The organism is Azospirillum himalayense (assembly GCF_042657465.1).
Classification (GTDB): domain Bacteria; phylum Pseudomonadota; class Alphaproteobacteria; order Azospirillales; family Azospirillaceae; genus Azospirillum; species Azospirillum himalayense.
Window position 1 is genome coordinate 221,275 of the sequence record NZ_JBHSLC010000035.1, and the last position, 15,619, is coordinate 236,893.

Sequence of the window (15,619 nt, forward strand, 5' to 3'; positions counted from 1 at the left end):
CGGCATGGACCGCATGGTGTAGCAACCGCTTGCCTTGTCGGCCGGCTGCCGGATGGACTTAACGGAAGGAGGGCGCTCGTGCTTCACGCCTCCGACGAACCACGGATCACTGATTTGCCCGCATCCTCCATCACGGCCCCGGTCATCGATGCCGCGCTGGCGCGCGTGCTGGCCAGCCGCAGCCTGCGTGGCTCCGCCCGTGGCCGCCGCTTTCTGCAGTTCATCGTGCAGGAGGCTCTGGCCGGGCGCGCCAATCGCATCAAGGCCTACACCATCGCCATGGATGTGTTCGACCGCGACGCCAGCTTCGACCCGCTGCTCGACCCGGTGGTCCGCATCCAGGCCGGCCGTCTTCGCCGCGCCCTGGAGCATTATTACCTGACGGAAGGTGCCGCCGACCCGCTTCGCATCGCCATTCCCAAGGGCGGCTACATCCCCCAGTTCTCCCTGGTGCCGGTCGCGGCCGGGACCGACCTTCCGGACGAGGCTTCCGGTCCGGCATCGGTGCCGACCCGTGAAAGGCTGACCCTGCCTCGCGTGCCACCGATCCTCGGACGCCACATCGACCGTCCGTTCCGCTGGCTGGCCGCCGCGGCCACAGTCATGCTTCTGGCCGTGGTCGGTCTGGGGCTCTTCGCCGGGTGGCGCGCCACCGCTCCCGACCCGTCGAAGGACGCCTTGGAGCGCGCCACGGCACCGGCCGCGCCACAACGAGCGGTGCGCGGTCCGGCCCTGCTGGTTATGCCCTTCACCAACGGCTCTGGCGACCCGACACTCGACCTCGTCGCCGACGGCATCACCGAGGATCTCGTCGCGGCGCTCGTCCGCTTCGACGATTTTCTGGTCTTCGGCGCCGATACCAGCTTCCGTTACGCTTCGGCGCCGGCCCTGCGCGAGGCCGTGCCGAACACCCGTGTCGACTACATACTGAAGGGCAGCGTCGCTCAGACCGGCGATTTCATCCAAGTCACGGCCACGCTGATCGCGGCGAAGGATCATCGCTACCTGTGGTCGGACAGTTTCCGTCGCGCCGTCACGCCGACCAGGCTGTTGGATCTGCGGCACGATATCGCCGTTCAGGTCGTCCGTACCCTGGCGCAGTCGGACGGCGTGATCGAGCGCGAGGAAGCGCGGTTGAACGGCCAGCATGCGCCACAGGATCTGTCGTCCTACGCCTGCCTTCTGCGCACCCGCCAATATTGGCGCCAGTTCAGCGTCGCCCTCCATGCCGAGGTGCGGGATTGTCTCGAACGGACGACCAGGAGCGACCCAGGCTACCCGGAGGCCTGGGCGGCGCTCGCCATGGTCACCGTCGACGAAGCCCGGCTCGGCTTCAACCCCAGTCCGGCCCGCCCCAACCCGATCGATGACGGGCTGCAGTTGGCCGAACGCGCGGTGGCGCTGGCCCCGGACAGCGCGTTGTCGCATCAGGCGCTTGGGCTTGCCTGGTGGCTGCGCCGAGAGCCGCAACGCAGCATCGCCGCCTATGAACGGGCGCTTGCGCTCAACCCGAACGACAGCGCGATTCTCGCCGACCTCGGGCGCTGCTACAGCCTGACCGGCGAGTGGGAGCGCGGGATTCCGCTGATCCGCGAAGCCTTCACGCGCAACCCGGCGCAGCCGAGCTGGTACCGCATCGTGATCGCCACCTATCATTACGTGAATGGCCGCTATGACGACGCGCTCGAGGAGATGCGGCGGGCCAACCTCGGGCGGGAGATCATTCTCGGCCACGTCGCGCTGGCGATGATACACGGCCAGACCGGAAACCGGGCCGAGGCGGCGAAGGCGGTTTCCGAAATCCTTCGACTCGACCCGAACTTCCCGCTCAAGGCGATCCCCGAATTCGAACGACGCAACATCCACCCGGACATCATCGTCCGGATCGTTGACGGCTTGCGCAAAGCCGGACTTGCCATTCCACCGCCGCAGATGGCCGACGGGGAAAAGCTCTGAAAGGGGAGATCGGCCATGGCCGCGAAGGCACGAGGGGCGTTCCCGTTGATTGTGGCTCTGGCGGCGCTCACGCATGTGGCGGGGACCGCTGCGGCGGCTTCCGTGGAGACTTCACGCGACGCCCGGATCTTCGAACTTCTCGACGACGATCAAAACGGCAACGTCTCCATGATGGAGTTCAAGAACAACCAAATGCTGGTGTTCTACATTCTGGATCGCAACAAGGACCTCGCCTTAACCGTCGACGAGACATTTTTGCCGGCCGACGTGTTCGCGAGCATCGCAGGAACCGGCGGTAAAATAGACACTCTTGAGTTTCTCGATATCGTCGATTCGGCCTTCAAACAGGCCGACACCAATCAGGACGGGCTCCTTGAGCGGCAGGAATTCGTGACGCTGCTCAATCGTGTCCGGAACCGGTGAGTGGGTTGGCGGGGCGGAGACAGGCGCACGTTGCCGGGCAGATCGTCCCCGTTCCAATCCACGCCCCCGCACGGAGGGCGACTGGGCGGCTGTCCATTCCGCCTGTGCGGCAGTGCTTGTTTCAATCCACGCCCTCGCACGGAGGGCGACTCGGTGAAGATGCGGCATCTTGCCGAGTTTCGTCTCTCGTTTCAATCCACGCCCTCGCACGGAGGGCGACCTCATGCTCAACGACCATGCCTGCGTCCTGCCCATGTTTCAATCCACGCCCTCGCACGGAGGGCGACGCGCCACCCCACCCGGCGGCACGATGCCATAGAGGTTTCAATCCACGCCCTCGCACGGAGGGCGACCCATCGCCTTGGCGAGCGCCGGGTTGTCGAGGAGGTTTCAATCCACGCCCTCGCACGGAGGGCGACGAGGGCTTCAACGCGGCATGGCGGGGCTATGCCGTTTCAATCCACGCCCTCGCACGGAGGGCGACCGCGTGTGCGCCCTGCCTCGCAAGGCGCACCGTGCGTTTCAATCCACGCCCTCGCACGGAGGGCGACCGCGGCGGCCGTGCTGGCCGAGTTGCGCAACGATGCGTTTCAATCCACGCCCTCGCACGGAGGGCGACCGCTCGCCGTGCTCGCCGAGGCTTACAACAAGTGGTTTCAATCCACGCCCTCGCACGGAGGGCGACCATTGCCCGCGTTCGGCCAGAATGTGGAGCGCGCGGTTTCAATCCACGCCCTCGCACGGAGGGCGACGAGGTTGAACCCGGCAAAGCGGGGGCGTTAGCGGGTTTCAATCCACGCCCTCGCACGGAGGGCGACGATGGCCTGGATGGTCAGCTCCGGCTTGTAGGGAGGTTTCAATCCACGCCCTCGCACGGAGGGCGACCGTGTCGCTCGCCTTGGTCGGCGCGGTCACGGCGGTGTTTCAATCCACGCCCTCGCACGGAGGGCGACCGGGTGACTACCCTCCATCCAAACATGGATTCGCAGTTTCAATCCACGCCCTCGCACGGAGGGCGACAACCAAGCCAACCGCCAACCGCCGACCGTGCGCCTCGTTTCAATCCACGCCCTCGCACGGAGGGCGACCACGTCGCGCTGGGTGTCGGCGGGGACGTCCGCGTTTCAATCCACGCCCTCGCACGGAGGGCGACGCGGTTCAGGTGCACGCCAGCTCGTCCGCCAGGACGTTTCAATCCACGCCCTCGCACGGAGGGCGACGTTGGCTGTGCGGGCGAACTCCCGGCTCGTTCCCAGTTTCAATCCACGCCCTCGCACGGAGGGCGACTTGATATTGTCCTGACTGCCTGGGCTGGTGGCTGCGTTTCAATCCACGCCCTCGCACGGAGGGCGACTGGCCGTCAACCTATGGGCCATCCAGCTACAACGAGTTTCAATCCACGCCCTCGCACGGAGGGCGACCTGACCCGCGGCATTCGCTTCAGCGGCACGACGCCGTTTCAATCCACGCCCTCGCACGGAGGGCGACGACCGGCGTTGGCGACCTCGAATATCGTTACGTAACGTTTCAATCCACGCCCTCGCACGGAGGGCGACGTCCCCGGTGTCCTCCAGATACACCATGCGGTGGTGGTTTCAATCCACGCCCTCGCACGGAGGGCGACGAACATCGGGTTCGCTTCCATCTCGATGGTCACGTTTCAATCCACGCCCTCGCACGGAGGGCGACCCAGCGCTGAGATGTCATGAAGACCTTTCGCAGCGTTTCAATCCACGCCCTCGCACGGAGGGCGACGTGCACGAGATCGGCCTGCCGCCGGTCGAGATCAAGTTTCAATCCACGCCCTCGCACGGAGGGCGACCAATGGAGCGCGTCACCGTCCCGCCCTCGGCCAGGGTTTCAATCCACGCCCTCGCACGGAGGGCGACCGATGCTGTCCTCTCGCTGGCGCGGGCGCTTGGCAGTTTCAATCCACGCCCTCGCACGGAGGGCGACCTGCCCGGCCACGACCAGGGCAGTCGCGGTCGCGGCGTTTCAATCCACGCCCTCGCACGGAGGGCGACCCCGAACGGGCACGTCACGAAGGCGTAGGACCCGGTTTCAATCCACGCCCTCGCACGGAGGGCGACGTGGACAGGCTGAGCGGCACGCCCTCGCGCGCAAAGGTTTCAATCCACGCCCTCGCACGGAGGGCGACCCAGCACGATCCGCAGGCCTGCCGCCTGCCCGTCGTTTCAATCCACGCCCTCGCACGGAGGGCGACTGACGCTTGTGGTCCTTTTCCTGCGCAGCGAGCGTGGTTTCAATCCACGCCCTCGCACGGAGGGCGACCTTCCTCCGTTCCGCCGGTCGCCCAGGAGCCGGTGGTGTTTCAATCCACGCCCTCGCACGGAGGGCGACGAGGATGATGCCTCCCCATGGCTGCAGCAGGCCGTGTTTCAATCCACGCCCTCGCACGGAGGGCGACGAGCTTCCTTGAGGCGGACGCCGCGCTTCGGCTTTGTTTCAATCCACGCCCTCGCACGGAGGGCGACCGGGGCGATCAAGGCGCGGTCGATGCAACCAACATGTTTCAATCCACGCCCTCGCACGGAGGGCGACATGGCCCAGACGCGCCGCAGCGCCCGGGCGGCGCAGTTTCAATCCACGCCCTCGCACGGAGGGCGACCGCCGGGGACCTGCATCAGCGAGCGCAGGGCATCCGTTTCAATCCACGCCCTCGCACGGAGGGCGACGAGGTGGCCCGTGGCTGACGCACCCAACGAAGCGCTGTTTCAATCCACGCCCTCGCACGGAGGGCGACGTGGCCCGATGTCCAATGGACCCTGGAGTTCGTGCTGTTTCAATCCACGCCCTCGCACGGAGGGCGACGCGGCACGGCTGGCCGGTGGCGGGCGCAGTGCTGTGTTTCAATCCACGCCCTCGCACGGAGGGCGACGACCAGACGCAAGCGGCCACCGTCGTCACGCTGGCGTTTCAATCCACGCCCTCGCACGGAGGGCGACACCTTCCGGTTCAACGAGGGCGTCAACGCGCTCCAGTTTCAATCCACGCCCTCGCACGGAGGGCGACTCCGGCAGCCCGACGCCCGTCTCCAAGTCCAACACGTTTCAATCCACGCCCTCGCACGGAGGGCGACGTTCCGCCGCAAGCTGTGGGGCGAGACGGCGAACGTTTCAATCCACGCCCTCGCACGGAGGGCGACTTCGACGCAATAGCCGTCGCGGATGGAGGTGCGGGGTTTCAATCCACGCCCTCGCACGGAGGGCGACTCGTGCTCGCTGAGAGAGGCCGCCATGACGTTTGAGTTTCAATCCACGCCCTCGCACGGAGGGCGACCGAGGTAGCGCGAGACGAGTTCCGGCCATGTCGCGTTTCAATCCACGCCCTCGCACGGAGGGCGACCCCTCATCTTTATGGACTTGTCCAAGAACCCACAATCCCCCAACCGGCGCGAACCTCCATCGGGAGCGGCCGGAGGTGCGGCCATTTTCGCGTCGGAACCGCACAAGTCATTGATGAAAATCAAGTGCGAACCCCCCCGGGGGATTTGTGTCCGCTTCCGGTTCGCGCCGATTAAAAGACCAAGGCACCGCCGAGGTCCAGAACCGGTTTGGCACCCACATGTTCAATGCGGCGGACCGTGTCGGCACGAGTCCGGTTCCGGTCACCTCTTGCGGTTCGGTGACGCTGTATGACGCCAAGCGAACCCCGGTCCACAACATCGGCGGCGACGATCGCCCCCTCCAGCGCTCGATCGCAGCAACCTGAGATTAGCATATGGGACAGGCCGAACTGCCGGCGGTTTGGACCGCCGTCCAATCACACTCGGAAAAGTCATGAGCCCCATCCCCTCCCGAGGGCAGATCGCGGTGAGTTTTCGTCCGTAAACCGACCACAGGCGGAGTCCGCTCCATGAGGGAAAAACTTACTGGAAAATCTTCTTATAATTGATCTATCATTCTTTCATAAACCGGCAGGCGCCATCAGCGGGCCAAAATGGCGAAAGAAGTGCATGCGCATTCCGTTCCCGGCCAAAGCGAAAATGCCTGGGAGCCCCTGGTTGACCATTTGAAGGCCGTGGCTGCCAAAGCCGCGCGGTTGGCGGCACCGTTCGGCGGCGGAGCCATGGCCGAGGCCATGGGCGCCCTGCACGACGCGGGCAAGGCGAACCCGGACTTTCAAGCCTACATCCGCGGGCTGGGGCCCGGCGTCGATCACTCCACCGCCGGCGCGGTGTTCGCAGTCGAACGTTATGGCCCGGTTCTCGGGCGCATGATGGCCTTCGGGATCGCGGGGCATCATGCCGGCCTCGCCAATGGGCGCGTGCCCGGCGGCGGCCTGTCCTCTCTGAACGATCGGCTGGCAGGGTGCCGTCCGCACCGCCTGGCACCGGAACAGGATGTGGCACCGGCCAGTGCCAACCCGTCCGCTCCCGTCCTGTCGGAAGGATTCTCGCACAGCTTTTCCCTCCCCTTCCTGATCCGGATGCTGTTCTCCTGCCTGATCGATGCCGACCGGCTGGAAACGGAGCGCTTCTACGCCGAACTCCGGAAGGAGGAGGTCGATCGCGGCTGCCCGCTGACCATCGGGGATTTGCGCGGGCGGCTCGACCGCCACCTGTCTCAATTCGAAGGGGAGAGCGGGCCGGTCAACGCCCTGCGGGCGGAGGTGCTGGCGGCGGCCAGGGCCGGTTCGGAGCAGGCGCCCGGCCTGTTCTCCCTCACCGTGCCGACCGGCGGCGGCAAGACGCTGGCCTCGCTGGCTTTCGCGCTGGACCACGCGGAGCGGCACAATCTGCGCCGGGTCATCTACGTCATTCCCTTCACCTCCATCGTCGAGCAGACCGCCGACGTCTTCCGAACGGCGCTGGGCGACCGCGACGCCGTCCTGGAACACCACAGCGGCTTCGATTTCGGCCCGGGGCCGGACAAGGGGAGACGCGCCGCGGACGATCCGGAGGAGGAGGGACCCGACGGCATCGCGAAGCTGCGCCGAGCCGCCGAGAATTGGGACCGGCCCATCGTCGTCACCACGGCGGTGCAGTTCTTCGAAAGCCTGTTCTCCAACCGCACCTCCCCCTGCCGCAAGCTGCACGCCATCGCCGGATCGGTGGTGATCCTCGACGAGGCGCAGACCCTTCCCCTGAAATATCTGCTGCCCTGCCTGGAGGCCCTGCGGGAACTGGCGCGCGGCTATCGCACCTCGGTGGTTCTCTGCACCGCCACCCAGCCGGCGGTAACCGTGGACTCCGGCTTCAAGGGCGGGCTGGAGACGGTTCGGGAACTGGCGCCCGACCCCCAGGGGCTGTACCGGCGGCTGAAGCGGGTGACGGTCGAGCGCATCAGGGAACCGCTCGGCGACGAGGAACTGGCGGAGCGCCTGCGGGCGGAGCGTCAGGTCCTGTGCATCGTCAACAACCGGCGGCACGCGCGCGATCTGCTGCGTCAGGTCGCCAACGGGCTGAACGATCCCGAAAGCGCCCGCCATTTGTCCACCTGCCTGTGCGCGGCCCATCGCCGGGCGGAACTGGCGGCGATCCGCAAGGACCTGAAGGACGGAGCGCCTGTGCGTCTGGTCGCCACCTCCCTGGTCGAGGCCGGGGTGGATTTCTCGTTCCCCACCGTCTACCGGGCCTTGGCCGGGCTCGATTCCATCGCCCAGGCGGCGGGCCGCTGCAACCGCAACGGCGAGCTGCGCAAAGATGGCCTGCCGGAACTGGGCCGGGTCTTCGTCTTCAGCAGCCCCGAGAGCGAGAACCGCAAACCGCCGCCGGAGCTGAGCCAGTTCGCCGAGGTCGCCGCCAGCATCCTGCGCACCCACGACGACCCGCTCGCCCTCGACACCATCCGCGCCTATTTCCAGCGCCTCTACTGGCAGCGCGGGCGGGAGGAGCTGGACGCCGCCCTGGTCGGCGAGGGGGCGGAGCCGATCAAGGGCATCCTGGAGGCGCTGCGCCTGTATCAGCGGGGCCAGGACTATCCCTTCGCCGACATCGCCAAGGCGTTCCGCATCATCGAATCGCCCCTGGTGCCGGTGATCGTGCCCTACCGGCCCGCCGACGATCCGGACGCCGTGCCGCGCCTGCTGCGGGACCTGGATTATGTTCCGGCGGAGAAGACGGGCGGCATCGCGCGGGCTCTGCAGCCTTATCTGGTGCAGATCCCACGCAGCGCCCGCAACACGCTGATCGCTGCCGGAGCGGCCGAGTGTGTCCGGAAGGGCGAGCTTGGCGAACAGTTCGTCCGCCTGGTCAACGGCGACCTCTACCGCCCCGACGTCGGGCTGGATTGGGAGGACCCAACCTTCCGCAAGATCGAAACCGGCATCTTCTGAGGAGCGTCATGACCTACGGCGTCAAACTCCACGTCTGGGGGGAGCGGGCGTGCTTCACGCGCCCGGAAATGAAGGTCGAGCGCATGTCCTACGACATCATGACGCCCTCGGCCGCGCGGGGAATATTGGAGGCGATCCACTGGAAGCCGGCCATGCGCTGGATGATCGACGCCATCCATGTGCTGAAACCCATCCGCTTCCAGTCGATCCGCCGGAACGAGGTGTCGGGGCTCGTCCCGAAAAGCTTCGTCACCGCGGCGATGAAGGCCGGGGCCGTGCACGACCTGCGCATGGACGCCGCGGAGAACCGGCAACAGCGGGCGGCGACCGTGCTGGTCGACGTGGCCTACGTCATCGAGGCCCATTTCGATCTGACCGACCGCGCCGGAGCGGAGGACACGCCGGCCAAGCATCTCTCGATGTTCAACCGCCGCGCCGGGCAGGGGCAGTGCTTCCACCAGCCCTGCTTCGGCACGCGGGAGTTTCCGGCCCATTTCGCCCTGCTGGACGGCGACCTTCCGCCGTCCGCCCTGCCCGACGACCAGCGGAACCGCGATCTCGGCTGGATGCTGCTGGACATGCGGCACGACCGGGACAGCCGGGTCGGCAACCAGCATTGCTGCACGGCGCACTGCACGCCGCTGTTCTTCCACGCCACCCTGCGCGACGGCGTGGTCGCCGTGCCGCCGCCGGAGTCGGTCGAGGTGCGGTCATGACCCTGTTCGCCGCTCTGAACGGCTATTACGACCGCTTGGCGGAGCGGGGGGACGTGCCGCCGTTCGGCTTTTCGATGGAGCGGATCTCCTACGCCGTGGTCCTGTCGCCCGGCGGCGAGCCGGTCGAGGTGACGGACCTGCGCGTCCTGTCGGGCAAGAAGCCGAAGCCCCGTCCGTTGATGGTCCCCCAGTTCTTCGGGCGGTCCGGGACCAAGCCGCCGCCCTATTTCCTCTGCGACCACACCCGCTTCCTGTTCGGGGTGGGGGCCGACAAGGCCACGGGCGCCCGCGCGGAGTCTCCCGCCTATTTCGCCGCCTTCAAGGAGCGCCATCTCGCCGCCATCGACGGTTCGAACGACGAGGGGCTGGTCGCGCTGCGGAACTTCCTCACGCACTGGACGCCGGATGCCTTCCGGGCCCCGCTGTTCGACGACGCCATGCTCGATCAGTACATGGTGTTCATGCTGGACGGCGACCGGAACGCCGTGGGCCAGCCGCGTTTCCTGCACGACCGCCCGGCCGCCCGGCGCCTGTGGGAGAAGGAGCTTGCCGCAAAGAAGGGTGACGAGGGCTTCTGCCTCGTCACCGGGGAATGGGGGCCGGTCACCGCCCTCCACCCGCTCATCAAGGGCGTGTGGGGCGCGCAGACCGGCGGCGCCCGCATCGTGTCGTTCAACAGCAACGCCTTCACCTCCTACGCCAAGAGCGACGGCCTCAACGCCCCGGTGTCCGACGCGGTCACTTTCGGCTACGGAACGGCGCTGAACACCCTGCTGAAGGAGGGAAGCGGCAACCGCCTGCAGGTCGGCGACGCCACGGTCGCCTTCTGGGCCGACACCTCGGGCGGCGAGGAGGCGGCCCAAAAGGCGGAGGCGCTGTTCTCCGACCTCCTCGATCCGCCGCGCCCCGATGACACTGAGGAGGCCCAGCGCATCAAGGACGTCCTTACTCCCGTGAGCCAGGGACGGCCGGTGCGCGAGATCGACCCGATGCTGGACGAGCGGACGCGCTTCTTCATCCTCGGCCTGTCCCCCAACATCGCCCGCCTGTCGGTGCGCTTCTGGCTGGAGGACAGCTTCGGCGCCATCGCCGAGCACATCGGCCAGCATTGGCGCGATCTGGAAATCAAGCCCGATCCCTGGCGCACCGCGCCGTCGGTCTGGGCGCTGCTGCGCGAAACCGCCCTGATGGGCAAATCCGACAACGTCGCCCCGCTGCTGGGCGGCGAGGTGATGCGCGCCGTCCTCACCGGCGGTCGCTACCCGCGCAGCCTGCTGGCGGCGGTCATCACCCGCATCCGGGCCGGCGACGAGATCACCGGCGCCAAGGCGGCCATCTGCAAAGCCTGTCTGAACCGCGACTCCCGCCTGGGATCGAAGAAGGAGGAGGAACTTCCCGTGAGCCTGAACCGCGACGAGGCGAATGCGGGCTACCGGCTGGGCCGGTTGTTCGCCGTGCTGGAGAACACCCAGCGGGCCGCCCTGGGCAAGGTCAACGCCAGCATCCGGGACCGCTATTTCGGCGCCGCCTCGGCCACCCCGGCCAGCGTCTTCCCCATGCTGCTGCGCAACAGCACCCATCATCTGGCGGTGCTGCGCAAGGGCGACAAGGCCCGGCTGGGCGGCTGGTTCGAGGGCGAGATCGGCGAGATCCTCGGCGGCCTCGGCGCCTCCTTCCCGCGGTCGCTGCGCATCGAGGACCAGGGGCGCTTCGCCATCGGCTACTACCACCAGCGCTACGCCGGCAAGACCGATGCCTCCCTTCCCGCCCCCGATACCGCCGCCTCATCCGCCGACATGACCGATTCCGAGGACTGAGCCATCATGCCCGCCAATCAGAAGAGCCCCATCCAGAACCGGTACGAATTCGTCTATCTGTTCGACGTGACCAACGGCAACCCGAACGGCGATCCCGATGCCGGCAACCTGCCGCGCCTGGACCCGGAAACCAACAAGGGGCTGGTCACCGACGTCTGCCTGAAGCGCAAGATCCGCAACTACGCCGCGCTCAGCCGCGACGGCGAGCCGCGCTACGGCATCTACGTCCAGGAGGGCGCGATCCTCAACGAGAAGCACCGCGCCGCCTACGCGGCCGTCCGCCCCGACGACAAGGACGTCGCCACCGCCAAGAAGCTGTCGCCGAAGGGCGAGGAGGAAACCGCCGTCCGCCGGTTCATGTGCGACAACTTCTTCGACGTGCGCAGCTTCGGCGCGGTGATGAGCACCAGCATCAATTGCGGGCAGGTGCGGGGACCGGTGCAGATGTCCTTCGCGCATTCGGTCGAACCGATCCTGCCGCTGGAAATCTCGATCACCCGCATGGCCGCCACCTCCGAGAAGGAGTTGAAGGAGCGCAAGGAGGGCGAGGCCGCGGAGGACGAGCGCCGCGAGAACCGCACCATGGGCCGCAAGCACGTCGTGCCCTATGGGCTGTACCGCAGCCACGGCTACATCTCGGCCAGCCTGGCGGGCAGGACCGGCTTCGACGAGGACGATCTCGACCTGCTGTGGGCCGCGCTGGAGCAGATGTTCGACCACGACCGCTCGGCCGCGCGGGGCGAGATGGCCGGGCGCAAGCTGTTCCTGTTCCGCCATGACAGCGTGCTCGGCAACGCCCCGGCGCACCGGCTGTTCGACCTCGTCACCGTCAAGCGCCGCTTCCAGGGCGCGGATTACGACCTGGACGGCGGTGGGCTGGACAATCTGCCGCCGGCCCGCCGCTTCGCCGACTACACGGTATCGACGGACACGGCCGGCGTGCCCGCCGGGGTGACGCTGATCGAGAAGTTCTGACGGCCCCGCCCATGGACGCGGACGATCTCCTCCCGCTGTCGGCCCTTCAGCACCACCTGTTCTGCCCGCGCCAATGCGCCCTCATCCATGTCGAGCGCCAGTGGCAGGAGAACCGGCTCACGGCGGAGGGCCGCCTGCTGCACGAGTCCGTGGACGCGGGCGGGCGGGCGATGCGCGGCGCCGTCCGCACGGTGCGGTCGATGCCGCTGCGCTCGCACCGGCTCGGCCTCGCCGGGGTGGCCGATGTCGTGGAGTTGCACGGGGTGGAGCGCCGCCCCTTCCCGGTGGAGTACAAGCGCGGCCGCCCCAAGGCCCACCGGGCCGACGAGGTGCAGCTCTGCGCGCAGGCCTTCTGCCTGGAGGAGATGTTCGGCACCGCCATCGCCGAGGGCGCCCTGTTCTACGGCGAGACGCGGCGGCGCGTTGCGGTGGCGCTGGACGCCACCTTGCGCGACCTGACCGAACGGACAGCCGCAGCGGTGCGGGAGATGGTGCGGACCGGCACCACCCCGCCGCCGGTCTATGAAGCCCGCAAATGCCAGAGCTGCTCCATGCTCGACCTCTGCCGCCCGCGGCGCTTGAGCCACCCGCCCGCCGTCGCCCTCTGGCTGACCCGGCAATTGAACGAACCGGACGACGACGAGGCGGCCGACACACGGCCACCTTGAAAACAGCGAGGTTGCAGATCCCATGCGGCAGCATCTGAACACCTTGTTCATCACGACCGATGGCGCGTGGCTGCGCAAGGATGGCGCCAACATCGTGGTGGAGGTGGAGCGTGCCGAGATCGGCCGGGTTCCCATCCACATGATGGGCGGCATCGTCTGTTTCGGCCGGGTCGGCATGTCGCCACCGCTGATGGGGCATTGTGCGGAAGCGGGAGTGGCGGTTTCCTTTCTCAGCGAGCATGGCCGGTTCATGGCACGGGTCGAGGGGCCATGCAGCGGCAATGTGCTTCTGCGGCGGCGTCAATATCGGATGGCCGACGATCCCGCAGCCGGACTTGTCATCGTCCGAGCCATCGTCGCGGCGAAGGCGGCGAATCAGCGCGCCGTGCTGCGGCGGGCATTGCGGGATCATGGCGCCGGATTGGAGGACCCCGGCCATGCGCGGCTGGACGATGCCCAGCGCCGCCTGGGCGATGTGGCCCGCCGCGTGATGGAAGCGCCGGACATCGAGGCGGCGCGCGGCCACGAGGGTGACGCCGCGAACGCCTACTTCGGCGTGTTCGATCACCTCGTCCGCCGCGCCGACGGCACGTTCCGGTTCGGCGGGCGCAGCCGGCGACCGCCCTTGGACCCCTGCAACGCGCTGTTGTCGTTTCTCTATGCCATGCTCGGCCACGATTGCCGTTCCGCCTTGGAAAGCGTGGGGTTGGACCCTCAGGTGGGGTTTCTGCACCGTGACCGCCCCGGCCGTTCCAGCCTCGCCCTGGATCTGATGGAGGAATTCCGGCCCGTGCTGGCCGACCGTGTGGTTCTGACGCTGATCAATCGCCAACAGCTGGGAGAAAAGGATTTCATCCGCATGGACGGAGGCGCGGTGCTGTTGCGGGACGATTCCCGCAAGGCGGTGCTGACGGCTTACCAGGAGCGGAAGAAGGATGAGATCACGCACCCGTTTCTGAACGAAAAGATCAGCCTCGGGCTGGTTCCCCACATTCAGGCGCAACTTCTCGCCCGTCATCTTCGGGGTGATCTGGATGGCTACCCGCCCTTTCTATGGAAGTGAATCCCCATGCTGATGCTCATCACCTACGATGTGAACACCCAGGATGCACCAGGGCGCCGCCGGCTGCGCCGGGTCGCCAGAGCCTGTCAGGATTTTGGGCAAAGAGTTCAGTTCTCGGTTTTCGAATGCGATGTCGACCCGGCGCAATGGACCGCCCTGCGTGCCCGTTTGATCGGGGAGATCAACCAGGAAACGGATAGCCTCCGCTTTTATCATCTCGGCGCCAACGCGGCCCGCCGCATCGAACATGTGGGTGCCAAACCGGTTCTGGACCTTGGCGGTGCCTTGGTCTTTTAATCGGCGCGAACCGGAAGCGGGCACAAATCCCCCGGGGGGTTCGCACATGATTTTCATCAATGACTTGTGCCGTTCCGACGCGAAAATGGCCGCACCTCCGGCCGCTCCCGATGGAGGTTCGCATCGGTTGGGGGATTGTGGGTTCTTGGACAAGTCCATAAAGTTGAGGAGTCGCCCTCCGTGCGGGGGCGTGGATTGAAACATCGAGGATGGCGAATCCACCCGACCACTCGACAAGTCGCCCTCCGTGCGGGGGCGTGGATTGAAACTCCTCATCAATGATGACATCCACCAGTTCGAGGAACGTCGCCCTCCGTGCGGGGGCGTGGATTGAAACGGCCGCCGTAGCGGACGGGAGCCGGGTTATCGGTTGTCGCCCTCCGTGCGGGGGCGTGGATTGAAACGATGGTGACGACGCGGTTCGCCACGTCGTTGATCGTCGCCCTCCGTGCGGGGGCGTGGATTGAAACCAGAACCATCTGATTGAGGATCTGCGGCTGTGCATGTCGCCCTCCGTGCGGGGGCGTGGATTGAAACGTCACCGTCCCCATCCGGCCCTCTTGCGCGAACTTGTCGCCCTCCGTGCGGGGGCGTGGATTGAAACTGCGACTGGTGGCGCCCCCAGCGCGAACTCCGCGCGTCGCCCTCCGTGCGGGGGCGTGGATTGAAACCCAGCACGAGGCCGGCGGTTGCGGCGACATGCGCGTCGCCCTCCGTGCGGGGGCGTGGATTGAAACAATAGCCCTCTTCAGTCTCTCGCGCGGGCTTTCGGTCGCCCTCCGTGCGGGGGCGTGGATTGAAACAAGAACGCTGGTCGGAAGGGTCGCGTCCCGACTCCGTCGCCCTCCGTGCGGGGGCGTGGATTGAAACATATCGCCGCGCCCGTGGTCGCCATGCCGTTGCGGTCGCCCTCCGTGCGGGGGCGTGGATTGAAACTCCGGGGACAGCGGCTCGTCAGACGGGCGAACCGGTCGCCCTCCGTGCGGGGGCGTGGATTGAAACGGTGCGCCATCCCAAGATGGCCTGTGCGTGGTAGAGTCGCCCTCCGTGCGGGGGCGTGGATTGAAACCGTCCCTCTTGAACTTCGGAGCCCCGTAGTCGTCCAGGTCGCCCTCCGTGCGGGGGCGTGGATTGAAACCGTTGCGACCGCGGATAACAGTCTGCTGCACCTCGGTCGCCCTCCGTGCGGGGGCGTGGATTGAAACCCACACGGTGAGATAAGCATCCTCGTCCCGCGACTGTCGCCCTCCGTGCGGGGGCGTGGATTGAAACGAGATGGTCAAGAGCCTGCCGTGCTGCGTCACCGTTGTCGGGCGTCTTGGCAAACTAGACCCTTAACGACAAGAGGAACTGGACCTCCTTCTGTAGAGGGAGGCCAGCATGTCGGTTGTTGAAGAGAGCGTTTTG

9 protein-coding genes and 2 CRISPR repeat arrays are annotated in these 15,619 nt (G+C 66.9%); all 9 genes read left to right on the forward strand.

From position 1 onward, the window contains the following. Window positions 1-114: 114 nt before the first annotated feature. The 9 genes from ACFPMG_RS17640 (at window position 115) to cas2 (ending at window position 14,212) form a co-directional block, all read left to right on the forward strand. Window positions 115-1,956: a tetratricopeptide repeat protein gene (locus ACFPMG_RS17640; protein ID WP_376996419.1), complete on the forward strand. Its 1,842-nt coding sequence runs from the start codon at window positions 115-117 to the stop codon at window positions 1,954-1,956. 15 nt (window positions 1,957-1,971) lie between these two features. Next, the gene (locus ACFPMG_RS17645; RefSeq protein ID WP_376996420.1) at window positions 1,972-2,379 is read left to right on the forward strand and encodes an EF-hand domain-containing protein; all 408 of its coding nucleotides are present in this window, start codon (window positions 1,972-1,974) and stop codon (window positions 2,377-2,379) included. A gap of 50 nt (window positions 2,380-2,429) precedes the next feature. After that, window positions 2,430-5,745: a CRISPR direct-repeat array (repeat unit 32 nt; unit sequence GTTTCAATCCACGCCCTCGCACGGAGGGCGAC). Between the two features lie 594 nt (window positions 5,746-6,339). Then, window positions 6,340-8,676, forward strand: coding sequence for a CRISPR-associated endonuclease Cas3'' (locus tag ACFPMG_RS17650; RefSeq protein ID WP_376996421.1), 2,337 nt, complete (start codon window positions 6,340-6,342; stop codon window positions 8,674-8,676). A gap of 8 nt (window positions 8,677-8,684) precedes the next feature. Further along, window positions 8,685-9,392, forward strand: coding sequence for a type I-C CRISPR-associated protein Cas5c (gene cas5c, locus ACFPMG_RS17655; RefSeq protein ID WP_376996422.1), 708 nt, complete (start codon window positions 8,685-8,687; stop codon window positions 9,390-9,392). Next, on the forward strand, window positions 9,389-11,209 hold the full coding sequence (gene cas8c / locus ACFPMG_RS17660) for a type I-C CRISPR-associated protein Cas8c/Csd1 (protein ID WP_376996423.1): 1,821 nt from the start codon (window positions 9,389-9,391) through the stop codon (window positions 11,207-11,209). Before cas5c ends, cas8c begins: the two co-directional genes overlap by 4 nt. Before the next feature lie 6 nt (window positions 11,210-11,215). Continuing rightward, window positions 11,216-12,184 (forward strand): type I-C CRISPR-associated protein Cas7/Csd2, encoded by a 969-nt coding sequence (gene cas7c, locus ACFPMG_RS17665; RefSeq protein WP_376996424.1) that lies wholly within the window; start codon window positions 11,216-11,218, stop codon window positions 12,182-12,184. 11 nt (window positions 12,185-12,195) lie between these two features. Further along, a complete protein-coding gene (cas4, locus tag ACFPMG_RS17670) occupies window positions 12,196-12,852 on the forward strand; it encodes a CRISPR-associated protein Cas4 (protein ID WP_376996425.1) in 657 nt (218 codons plus the stop codon). Between the two features lie 22 nt (window positions 12,853-12,874). Beyond that, complete coding sequence (gene cas1c, locus ACFPMG_RS17675) at window positions 12,875-13,915, forward strand: type I-C CRISPR-associated endonuclease Cas1c (RefSeq protein WP_376996426.1); 1,041 nt, start codon at window positions 12,875-12,877, stop codon at window positions 13,913-13,915. Between the two features lie 6 nt (window positions 13,916-13,921). Further along, the gene (gene cas2, locus ACFPMG_RS17680; protein ID WP_145677607.1) at window positions 13,922-14,212 is read left to right on the forward strand and encodes a CRISPR-associated endonuclease Cas2; all 291 of its coding nucleotides are present in this window, start codon (window positions 13,922-13,924) and stop codon (window positions 14,210-14,212) included. Window positions 14,213-14,382: 170 nt separating this feature from the next. Further along, window positions 14,383-15,484: direct repeats of the CRISPR family, unit length 32 nt; unit sequence GTCGCCCTCCGTGCGGGGGCGTGGATTGAAAC. Window positions 15,485-15,619: the final 135 nt, after the last annotated feature.

Coding starts and splice junctions, on each gene's coding strand:
- ACFPMG_RS17645 (WP_376996420.1), top strand. CDS start 1,972: ATGGCCGCGAAGGCACGAGGGGCGTTCCCGTTGATTGTGGCTCTGGCG.
- ACFPMG_RS17650 (WP_376996421.1), top strand. CDS start 6,340: ATGGCGAAAGAAGTGCATGCGCATTCCGTTCCCGGCCAAAGCGAAAAT.
- cas5c (WP_376996422.1), top strand. CDS start 8,685: ATGACCTACGGCGTCAAACTCCACGTCTGGGGGGAGCGGGCGTGCTTC.
- cas8c (WP_376996423.1), top strand. CDS start 9,389: ATGACCCTGTTCGCCGCTCTGAACGGCTATTACGACCGCTTGGCGGAG.
- cas7c (WP_376996424.1), top strand. CDS start 11,216: ATGCCCGCCAATCAGAAGAGCCCCATCCAGAACCGGTACGAATTCGTC.
- cas4 (WP_376996425.1), top strand. CDS start 12,196: ATGGACGCGGACGATCTCCTCCCGCTGTCGGCCCTTCAGCACCACCTG.
- cas1c (WP_376996426.1), top strand. CDS start 12,875: ATGCGGCAGCATCTGAACACCTTGTTCATCACGACCGATGGCGCGTGG.
- cas2 (WP_145677607.1), top strand. CDS start 13,922: ATGCTGATGCTCATCACCTACGATGTGAACACCCAGGATGCACCAGGG.